This is a genomic window from Halobacillus sp., from assembly GCF_049282395.1.
Classification (GTDB): domain Bacteria; phylum Bacillota; class Bacilli; order Bacillales; family Halobacillaceae; genus Halobacillus.
Genome location: NZ_JBAPTY010000126.1, coordinates 1 through 10,169 on the forward strand (window position 1 = coordinate 1; position 10,169 = coordinate 10,169).

A 10,169-nucleotide genomic window follows, 5' to 3' on the forward strand; every position below is an offset into this window, starting at 1 on the left:
TTTTTTAGCTTTTTGTTCAAATTGGGAATCTGGCTGCTGATCGGCGATGTCCTCCGTCAAACCTTGAGGGTTCACCGTTTTAGGAGCCTTTCTTTTATTGGCATTACTTTTCTTGCTCATCGTTTAACACCTCCATCTATAGTTTGGATGATAAAAATAATTTTATCCAAGCTCTAATTTTTCATTTAAAGGACGTCGAATGAATTTAAATAAAGGAGCAGAAACTAATAGCAAGTAAAGGAGGTATTTATCTTGAGTAAAAAACAAAAAATAGAAGAAATAGCTGAACGTAGTTATGAGCCGGCTGATTACGAAAAAAATGATGAGACATCGCAGGGGCTTTCGGTCACTCACGAACAAGTTTCGGACACGATGACAGAAGGATCGATCGACGGTAACATTGATCAATTAGACCAGGATGGAAATTTAATCAGTCACGAAGGCAAACCTCTTTCACGAGAGCGTTTTTCTAAGTATAAGAAATAAGGAGTTATTTATATGGCAAGAAACAATAAAATATTAGTTCCAGAGGCACAAAAAGGCCTGGATGATTTGAAGCAAAGACTGCTGAAAAGCCAGACTCCTGAAAATGCAAAGTTTGAAGTCGCAGAAGAAAAAGGCATACCATTAAACCGATTTGATAACGGAAACTTAAGTACACGAGACGCTGGCCGGATCGGCGGAACAATCGGGGGACAAATGGTAAAAGAATTAGTTAGACAAGCTCAGAAGGAACTTATGGAAAAAAATAATTAGTGCTCAAATAAGAAAGCAGGGAGAAAAAAACTTCCTGCTTTTTTATTTGAGCACTAAAATGATATAGTGGCATAAATTTAGAATGAACAAGCAAAGTTCATTCTTTTATTAAGAAATCCGGTATAATAGGAAGTAATAAATAAACGTTTTTCCATAGAGGGGATACTATGAAAAAGATAGAAGATTTGGTCGATGAAATTGTGTTTAAAGATAACCGTATTGTAAGTTTTCCGGTTGAACTCGAGTGTGTAGGTCAGGGGCGCAGTGCGGCCGTTTTTAAAATGAGGAAAATCAATCAGGTGATCAAAGTCTTTTATCCTTCTCATAAGCATTTAGCATTCAGAGAAGCGGAGGTTTATAATCGTTTATCCAACCGAGTATTTTTTCCACATTTAATTGAAGTTGGAGATGGCTATTTAATCATGGAGTATGTGGAAGGTATAACTTTTTATGACTGTCTTACAACTGGAAAGCGTATTACTCCAGAGATGGTACGTAAAGTTGATGAAGTATTAACATATGTGAGGAGTCGGGGCTTAACACCGAGTGATATACATCTGAGAAATATTATGCTAACCAGAAATAACGAAGTAGTACTAATTGATGTGGTAAGGTTCACTCAACCTTATGAATGTCAGTACTGGCCTGATTTGAAGAAAGCATTCTATAAGTTTTACTTGAGAAAGTTTTTCCCTAAGCGATTTCCTAAATTATTTATAGAATTAATAATACTGTTGTACCGGAAACGTTTGTTATCCATTTAGGAGGAAAAGGCTTTAGGGAGCATGGGGAATATCCTTAGGGTAAACATACACAGGACGATCTTTTTATTGGAGAAAGAGCCGCTTTTTCCGGACCCCTTTCTCCTTCATGAACCAATATTTCAAGTCTTTTCTTCTAATATGGAGCCATGGATGTTTCCTTTGGCTTTCATATATGAGATTGAGCAGTTATTGAAAATCTCTGGCGTGTCCAGGTTTACTACATGCCCGGAATTAGGAATGAAAAGGCATGTTGTATTAGGTATATTCTTTACATCCTTCCAAGTATCTTTTTTAAACATGCGGTCTCCGCTACCCATGAGGTAAAGTTTAGGAATAGACCCAGCCGCTTTTTCCACGTCTTCAAAAGTAGTGTCTACCGTAGGGGCTATATCATACCAACCTAAAAATTCTGCTCGTTTCATTTGAGAAGCTTCTTTTATAAAAGCATTCCTAGATTCTTTGTGGTTTTTTCTGGGCATCAGCACTCGTGCAAACAAAGAATACAGCCATAAGTATGGCATCACATTCTTGGCCAGCTTCCCAAAAGCAAGAAGCAGCCTGGATATAAGGTTAACTTTTGTTATGGCTCCTCCCAATACGGCAGTTTCTACGCGATTAGGGGCCATGGATAGCAACTGGTGAATGATAACCGTTCCAAGAGACACCCCAACGAAATGCGCTTTCTTAATTCGTAATTGATCCATAACCTCAATAATATCATTCGCCGCCTCTTTAAAAGAAAATGAGCTTGAGTTTGAATAAACACTTGGGGATCCCTTATGTCCTCGCAGATGTAGAGCGACTACATTAAAATGTTTTTTATATTCTTTAATTTGAGGAAAGAAGATGTTGGCACTTCCACCTATTCCATGAAGTAGAAGTACATATGGTTTTGTATGTTCTTCACTAAATACTTTATATTCTAACAAGTTTACACCTCTATTTATTAAGAAGACTCAGTCGCAATAAAAGCCATTTGATTGGCTTCTTTATATCAAATTTCAAAGATTATACCATGAGACCGGTCTCTGCTTTCCATACTATTTCTTTTAAGATTGAAAATGGCTTTCAACGGACTTCTCCATTTTCAATCCCATTTCATATTTTTACCACTCATTTGCTGATTAAACTAGGCAATATAGATTTTAATTATTGGGTTAAATGTCAGGCTGTGCAGGTATTCAATTCTTTGCTTTCTTAACACATATACCCGCTTCTCCTCTATTAAATTCAGCTTAATGAACATTCACGCAGTTCCTCAGATAAAAGGGGGAGCTTTCCCTGTATTAGAGCCTTCAGCTTGACTCTTACAAGCAGAAAGCTGGATAGTGTTATTGGTTGTTTTCCTGCTTGAGTTAGAAGGTAGAGGTAATGGATGTAGTTTAAACGCTGAAAGAAGAAGCATTGTGAGTTCTTGTTAAAGATAAAGTCTGGCACAACAAATGGCTTCGTTTAATATCTTTAAAACTGATCCTGCCTCAAAGAGGGGCTGGATCACGTCATCTTCCGTTCCTAACCGGAAGAATAACTTGAAAAAACTCTTCCTTTGATAACTTCACATTATTTTAATATAAGGTGCAGCCTGCAAATTCTTTTCTATTAATCATTCTGTCTCCATTAGCTTTCTTATGTTTTACAGCTCAACTTAAGGGGAAACCATCCATATATGAAAGGTGGAATAAAGAAATGACACAACATCGTTTAAGTAATGTAGAAGTAGGTCAAAACTATTTAGCAAAAGAATTAGACAGCTTTGTTTCTACAACCGATGTGGTTGTTCTATCAAACAATGAATCACAATTGTTTACTGATCCAGAGCGCCAATATAAAGTTGTGGATGTATTTGAAGGATTCTTTGAACATTCTGCTGAGGACGGAGAAAAATACTTCCGTGAGAAAAAAGCTTATATAGTTGAAAAGGTATAATGATTACACCTCGGGTACTCCAGAATATAGGAGACCGGAGGTGTTTTTAATATCTGAGTTTCATTAGAATCGTCTTTATACTCTCATCCTCCATGAGAGTGTTTTCATATTTTTTTGTAATTTCGGTAAGGGCTACGTCGTGGTAAAAGAATTCAGTGAAAAATTTAACAAGAGATCTGGATAGTGTTTGTATCCCCTGCCACTCTCCCTGCTCAATCCCTGCGAACAATATCTCCTTTTCATCAACTATCAACAATTGATATTTTTCAAGAGCTTCATGACCTTCATTCGGTATTAATACATGAGTTTGTGGTATGGAACTCTCCAGTTCCCCCACAGACAGCATTTCTACTGTAACGCCTTCGTTTTTTTTCTGTTCAAGCAATGGAGTGAGAGCCTTCAAATGATCATTCCAACCTGATATGTAAATGCTGGAGTTCGCATTCTCCGTTAATTCTTTTGTTAAAGACAAGATTGTTCTGCTATTTTTTACCGTCCATACACGATCGTCCACCGGAGGGGAAGTGTATTCTTTATTCCTCAGATCTTCCACATTAGCTTCAAACTCGGATGTCAGGTTTTCAATAATAGTTTCAAGCGGAACAGCATTATAAAGTTTTTTCCGATCAGTAGAGGAACTTAAGATTAGCCCTTTCTCAACCATTCGATTCAGCACTTCATAGACTTTTGACTTGGGAACTTGAGAAAATCTAACAATTGTGCTTGCGTCCATGGGCTGATGACTTGCAGATAATACTTCAAAAACTTGGCTTTCGTATTGAGTAAAACCGAATTTTTGTAACATAATAGATTCCCCTTGTCCATAACTTCTTGCTTAAAGAATACATGGAATAAGTTGTTGCGTAAAATATACTAGCATATTTTCTCTTGTTTTTGTAAAGGTAAGTGGTTACTATTGTAGTGGTAACCTAATTGGAGAGGGTTTTAGACGAATGAACAAAAAAGTGTATATGCTGGCTATCGTTGCTTTTGTAGTCGGTACGGTTGAATTGATTATAGGCGGCACCTTAGACCTGGTTGCTGCTGATTTACGTATTTCTTTGGGACAAGCCGGATTATTAATTACAATCTTTTCGCTTGTTTTTGCTTTGGCTTCGCCCGTACTTTTAACAGCGACAGCCAAAATTGAAAGAAAACAGTTAATGTTATGGACATTATTCATCTTTTTTACAGGAAATATGATAGCTTTCTGGAGTCCCTCTTACGCTGTTCTTATGGCGGCAAGGGTGCTGACGGCAGCAAGCGGTTCCTTGTTAGTGGTGCTGGGCGTTACAATTGCGTCTGCTATTGTGGAGAATCAATATCGGGGACGTGCTATCGGCATTATTTTTATGGGAATTAGCGGATCATTGGTTTTGGGCGTGCCAATAGGTCTAACCATTGGTAATGCGTTTGGGTGGCGAGTTCCTTTCTTGCTTATATCTATCCTTACGTTAGTCTCTATGATTGCTGTGGCATTTACTTTGGAACGAATTAAGCCTAAGCCCGTGATTTCTATTAAGGAACAGATCCACTCTTTGAAAGATAAGAAAATTTTTTCTGCCCAGTTGACCTCCTTTTTGTTTTTAACAGGTCATCTGACCTTATATGCGTATCTGACACCTTTTTTAAAGACGACTTTAGGGCTGGATCCAGCATGGGTAAGTATTGCTTACTTTATTTTTGGAGTGGCAGCAGTGTCAGGCGGAGGTATAGGAGGCATGGCCGCAGATAAATGGGGAGCGGAAAAGAGCATTATAGGTATTATTGTTTTGTTTGCTATAGCAATCTTTATCATTCCTTATGTTACTTTTTCATTACCTTTATTCTTGATTGTCATGGTCTTCTGGAGTTCTCTAAGCTGGGCAATCACTCCAGCTCAGCAAAGTTATCTCGTAGTTACTGCCCCTGAAACCTCTGATATCCAGCAAAGTTTGAACAACTCTGCGCTTCATTTAGGAATTGCTTTAGGTTCAACTATAGGTGGTATCGTTATTGAACAGAGTTCAGTTATTCATAACGCTACTGTTGGTGGACTTTTTGTTCTTCTTGCTCTAGCTTCTAGCTGTTTCTCAATTACCAGAGGCATTTCGAAAACACAGACCATCCAACAGCATTGATATGGAAAGAAATAGTACCTCAGGTCATCCAAAAAAATGGATGGTCCTGGGGTTTTTTTATTTCATTTTAATATGACCAGAGAATAGTAAAGATTTTAGTTGTAAATAATAGAAATGATCAACTAAAAGGAGGGTATTGCTAATGGGAAGAGATGAACACAACAGCGGAAAAGGGAAGAGAAAACAACGACTTCCTCAAACACCTACAGATCAGAAGCACCCGGGTATTGACGTTGAATTTTCTGAAGAGATTGCCGATCGCGAAGATATGGAAGCTCTAGAAAGAAGTAAAGCAGCTGACCGTCGCGCTCACAAAAAATCAAATAAATAAATGTCATATACTGTTACCTCAGGTCATCCAAATGTTGGATGATCTGAGGTAGCTATCAAGCTGAATTTAGTTAAAACTGTAAAGAGTATTTGTACAGTTGAAATTGTTTGAACTTGAAATTGTTTATGCTATAATATGAAAATATAATCAAGACTAAAGTCATCAGGGAATATACTAAAGGAGGATTTTAATGAGTAATTTACGTAAATGGCTACCTGCATTATTCTTAGGTATCGTGCTTGTACTTGCCGCTTGTGGTGGAGGAGACGACTCCGAGAACGCTGAAGGTGGAAATGGTGATGGTGGATCAGATAACGGTGAATCTACTGAAGAAAAAGGTTCTATCAGTATTGGTATGAACAACTGGGCTGAAAACGTAGCCGTATCAAATATGTGGAAAATTGTTTTAGAAGAAAAAGGGTATGACGTGGAGCTTAAACAAGTAGAAAAAGGATTCCTATATGAAGCCCTTTCTTCTGGAGATCTAGACATTGGGATGGAAATCTGGCTCCCAAATACAGACAAAGCTTTCTATGATAAGTATGAAGAAGATATTGACTGGCGCGAAACATGGTATGAAGGTACAGAATTAGGGCTTGTAGTACCAACATACATGGAAGACATTAATACGATAGAAGATTTAAAAACTACAGATGCATTAGATGAGAAACAAATTGTGGGAATTGACGCCGGTGCAAGTCTGATGTCCTTAACGGAAGATGCCATTAATGAATACGACTTGGACTATTCTCTGGCCGCTTCATCTGGCCCAACAATGACAACAGAACTTAAAGGTGCTATTGAAGATGAAGAACCAATTGTGGTAACACTTTGGAAACCTCATTGGGTATTTGCAGAAATGGACCTTAAGTTCCTTGAAGATACAAAAGGTGTATATGGTGAATCAGAAAATATTTCATATGCTGCCCGTAAAGGTTTGGAAGAAGACAACCCTACAGTTGTAAAATGGTTTGACAACTTTAAGATGGATGACCAGCAGCTGGGTAGTCTGATGGCTGCTTTAAACGAAGCAGACACACCTGAAGAGGGTGCCCAAAACTGGATCGATGAACACCAGGATGTCATTGATGAATGGACAGCTGAATAACGATCCCTTTACAAACAACCTGTTCTTTAGAGAACAGGTTGTTTTTTGTTCACATATAGAATTATCAGAAATATGTTACGATTAGGTAGGTATTTATACATAAGGGGGAAATGAAGATTGGGTATAAAAGCAGAGGCTGTAAAGAAAGCGCACGAATCCATTAACCAGGTGATATTAGGAAAGGAAAATGTTATAGAGTTGTTATTTACAGCAATACTTGCAGATGGCCATGTGCTACTGGAAAGTGTTCCAGGGTCAGGTAAGACAAAGCTGGCCAAGAGTTTTGCGAAGATCATGGATGGTAAGTTCAGCCGTGTCCAATTTACACCGGATGTGCTTCCCAGTGACGTGACAGGGATTCAATTTTTTAATCCAAAAACTCAGGAATTTGAATTACGAGAAGGACCTGTTATGACGAACATTCTATTGGCTGATGAAATAAATCGTGCCACGCCTAAAACTCAGTCCAGTCTTTTGGAGGTTATGGAAGAAAAACAGACGACAGTAGATGGAGAAACGTTACAAATCACTCCTCCATTATTTGTAATCGCTACTCAGAACCCAATCGAGAGCAGTCAGGGGACCTTCCCTTTACCAGAAGCCCAACTCGATCGATTCATGTTTAAGATAGATATGGGCTATCCCTCAGCCGAAGAAGAAAGAAACATTCTGCGTACCTACCAAATGGATGAACCTATGCATACGTTAATGGCTGATCTTCATATTGAGGATATTCTGACTTTGCGGGAAGAAGTAAAAAAAATGACGATTGCTGAGGATACGATGAATTATTTATTGGACCTTGTACGTTTAACCAGACATAATCACGATATTGAATTAGGAGTAAGCACTCGTGGAGCCTTAGTTTTTATGAGAGCCAGTCAGGCAAAAGCATTACTCAATGGGAGAAGTTATGTAACTCCTGAGGATGTCAAAGAACTGGCTCCTTATGTCTTTGAACATCGCATTGTCCTTTCAATGGAGGGTTCAATTCGTAAATCGAATTCTCAAGTGGTAAGTGAAATTATAGAACAAGTACCCGTACCTGTGGAAGCCGGAGATACACGGTGAAACAGTGGAAGAAAGATCTTGGGTATGAAAATCATAGGTATTATGATTTTCTTTTAGCGATGATCTTATTGACGGGAATATTAAGTTTTTTTCTCGATCAATCCATCCTTCTGATACCTACAAGTTTGCTTATAGTGATTGCTCTTTCGAGTAAATGGTATGACAGATACAGCGGGTCATCACTGAAACTGTTTAATCATAGAACTTCCATTCGGTTATTTCCTGGAGAAGATACATCGCTTCGTTTTCGATTTAGAAATAATTCAAAAGCTCCTGTTTTAAACGGCCGATTATCTTTTCAAAGTAACTCAAACATTAAAGCTGATGAATCTTTTATTCGAGAGAGTTCGAAAGGATATTTATATTCAATCCCTCTTTCATTAATGAGCGAAGGGGAAAAGGAAGTGAGAGTTCCTATTAAAGCTGAGCAGCGTGGGGTTACTAAGATTACAGATATTCAGTATCGTTTTCCGCACTTAATAAAATTCTCTCCAATATCTATGGATTTCCTGCCGCTTTATGAGACGGAGATCGTAATTTACCCTGTTCAAAAGCCGGTGTATGGAATAGAAGAAGTATTTCAAGTAGCGCCTGGTGAACAACGGGCTTCATTTTCCCCGTTCGAGGATTTACTTACTCCTGTAGGAACCAGGGACTATGTATCTTCTGATCCGTTTCATCGTATTCACTGGAAAGCAAGTGCTAAAACGGGGACACTGCAAACTAAAGTTTTTGAACGCCAAGTAGATATAAGCTGGACAATCGTTGTAAATGTTACGCAGCAAACCCGGCTTGGGAATGAACACATCTCAAGAAACTTAGAAAACTTATTATCTTATGCCAGTTACCTTTGTCATTTTGCTGCACAGAATAACTACGATTTCGAACTGCTAATCAATATGAGGAGACCGCATGACAGACCATTCTTTTTTCAGCCAGAAGGCAGTGGAAATCAACATTTGAAAGATTCTTTGGAGTTACTGGCGAGGATTCAAGCTAACCAGTTATTTATGCCAGTGGAAGAGCTAATGCACCGATTACATCATGAGCTCTACAAAAAGAAAACCATTATTATAGTTGGGGATATACCTGAACATACCTATCGATACATTAGAAGATGGAGCCGGAAAGGTTTGAAAGTATTTCAAGTCCAAGTAGAAGACGGCCAAGCTATCTTGGTGCCTTTTTCTTATAGGGGAGCATCTGTATGATTAGTGGTAATAAATTAACCGTCATGTCCTATCAATTTGTAAGTGAAGGTCTGGCTTTTTTCTTTTTTCTATTTCTTATGGGGAGATGGAGCTGGGTTTCTCTCCAGTTACCTCTTATCTCCTTTATAACAGTCGTCATCTTGTCACTTTTATTCTTCGTCGGGGCGTCCAAGCTATCTTCCAGCTTCTTTCCTTTCATTATTGTAGCTGCTTTATTAGCTGGGATAGGTGTATTTATGGGAGTTCCACTGGTGTTTAGCCTCATGCTTTCCGGCTTTCTGGTTTGGCGTTATCTGTTACATGAGCAGGAGCCTGATCGGGAAAACGAACGTTTTATGCTTTTTTTTACAACGATCATGGCTTTTGTATGTATGCTCTTCTTTGCACAGACAGAGATTATCATAATTTTGGCCTTGCAATACGGTGTGATTATTCTTGGTTATTTTTTCTCTCATTACATAGAGGTCTCCAAAAGTGATCGAAAAAAAGGAAAGAAGAAAATAGTGTTTCTGATATTTGGGTTTGCCGCCGGTGCATCTACGTTAGCAGCTTTATTCCAACCTTTGAGGTTATTAATTACAAGTTCATGGCAGGCAGTTTCCATCGTGTTTTTAAAAGGAATACAAGGGTTTTTCTTTTTAGTAGAGCTTACGGGATTTGAGGTATCTGAAGTCGAACCTTTAGCAAAATTAAATCAAGACCAGGAGAGTAGTGAAATGCTTCGTGACTCTAATGAACCTCTTTCTTCAGCGGACAGTGAACCCTCGCAGCAATTAGCTGAGGCAGCGCAGACGGGAACGGTTATTTTGCTAATCGTTGGTATTATTCTCATTTTGTATATTATGTACCGTCTAAGGAACAAGAAAAGGACTGATCGAGTAG

General features: G+C 38.4%; 12 protein-coding genes. 10 read left to right on the forward strand and 2 right to left on the reverse strand.

Going from position 1 to position 10,169, the window contains the following annotated elements:
* Positions 1 to 252 precede the first annotated feature (252 nt).
* The 3 genes from WAM07_RS05920 to WAM07_RS05930 all read left to right on the forward strand — a co-directional run bounded on the left by WAM07_RS05920 (position 253) and on the right by WAM07_RS05930 (position 1,520).
* Complete coding sequence (locus tag WAM07_RS05920) at positions 253 to 486, forward strand: YozQ family protein (RefSeq protein WP_422165574.1); 234 nt, start codon at positions 253 to 255, stop codon at positions 484 to 486.
* Positions 487 to 498: 12 nt separating this feature from the next.
* Entirely contained in the window at positions 499 to 756 is a 258-nt protein-coding gene (locus tag WAM07_RS05925; protein ID WP_422165575.1) for a small, acid-soluble spore protein, alpha/beta type, read from the forward strand.
* Between the two features lie 167 nt (positions 757 to 923).
* Positions 924 to 1,520 carry an RIO1 family regulatory kinase/ATPase gene (locus WAM07_RS05930; protein WP_422165577.1) on the forward strand — a complete coding sequence of 199 codons (597 nt, stop codon included), beginning with the start codon at positions 924 to 926 and terminating at the stop codon, positions 1,518 to 1,520.
* A gap of 119 nt (positions 1,521 to 1,639) precedes the next feature.
* Here the strand turns inward: WAM07_RS05930 and WAM07_RS05935 are convergent, their stop codons facing one another.
* Positions 1,640 to 2,449 (reverse strand): alpha/beta fold hydrolase, encoded by an 810-nt coding sequence (locus tag WAM07_RS05935; RefSeq protein ID WP_422165579.1) that lies wholly within the window; start codon positions 2,447 to 2,449, stop codon positions 1,640 to 1,642.
* A gap of 757 nt (positions 2,450 to 3,206) precedes the next feature.
* Between WAM07_RS05935 and WAM07_RS05940 the strand changes: the two genes are divergently transcribed.
* On the forward strand, positions 3,207 to 3,446 hold the full coding sequence (locus WAM07_RS05940) for a hypothetical protein (protein ID WP_014644194.1): 240 nt from the start codon (positions 3,207 to 3,209) through the stop codon (positions 3,444 to 3,446).
* Between the two features lie 46 nt (positions 3,447 to 3,492).
* Here WAM07_RS05940 and WAM07_RS05945 read toward each other — a convergent pair whose 3' ends face one another.
* The gene (locus WAM07_RS05945) at positions 3,493 to 4,251 is read right to left on the reverse strand and encodes a TrmB family transcriptional regulator (protein WP_422165580.1); all 759 of its coding nucleotides are present in this window, start codon (positions 4,249 to 4,251) and stop codon (positions 3,493 to 3,495) included.
* A 148-nt stretch (positions 4,252 to 4,399) separates the two neighbouring features.
* Here WAM07_RS05945 and WAM07_RS05950 point away from each other — a divergent pair, with 148 nt between their 5' ends.
* The 6 genes from WAM07_RS05950 to WAM07_RS05975 form a co-directional block, all read left to right on the forward strand.
* Complete coding sequence (locus WAM07_RS05950; RefSeq protein WP_422165582.1) at positions 4,400 to 5,566, forward strand: MFS transporter; 1,167 nt, start codon at positions 4,400 to 4,402, stop codon at positions 5,564 to 5,566.
* A gap of 142 nt (positions 5,567 to 5,708) precedes the next feature.
* On the forward strand, positions 5,709 to 5,897 hold the full coding sequence (locus WAM07_RS05955) for a YfhD family protein (RefSeq protein WP_422165584.1): 189 nt from the start codon (positions 5,709 to 5,711) through the stop codon (positions 5,895 to 5,897).
* Positions 5,898 to 6,087: 190 nt separating this feature from the next.
* Complete coding sequence (locus tag WAM07_RS05960) at positions 6,088 to 7,005, forward strand: glycine betaine ABC transporter substrate-binding protein (protein WP_014644190.1); 918 nt, start codon at positions 6,088 to 6,090, stop codon at positions 7,003 to 7,005.
* A 117-nt stretch (positions 7,006 to 7,122) separates the two neighbouring features.
* Positions 7,123 to 8,076: an AAA family ATPase gene (locus WAM07_RS05965; protein WP_422165586.1), complete on the forward strand. Its 954-nt coding sequence runs from the start codon at positions 7,123 to 7,125 to the stop codon at positions 8,074 to 8,076.
* Positions 8,073 to 9,287 carry a DUF58 domain-containing protein gene (locus WAM07_RS05970; RefSeq protein WP_422165587.1) on the forward strand — a complete coding sequence of 405 codons (1,215 nt, stop codon included), beginning with the start codon at positions 8,073 to 8,075 and terminating at the stop codon, positions 9,285 to 9,287. The genes WAM07_RS05965 and WAM07_RS05970 overlap by 4 nt, the downstream gene beginning before the upstream one ends.
* Positions 9,284 to 10,169 (forward strand): hypothetical protein (locus WAM07_RS05975; RefSeq protein ID WP_422165589.1); only part of this gene is annotated, 886 nt, incomplete at its 3' end. The genes WAM07_RS05970 and WAM07_RS05975, both read left to right, overlap by 4 nt.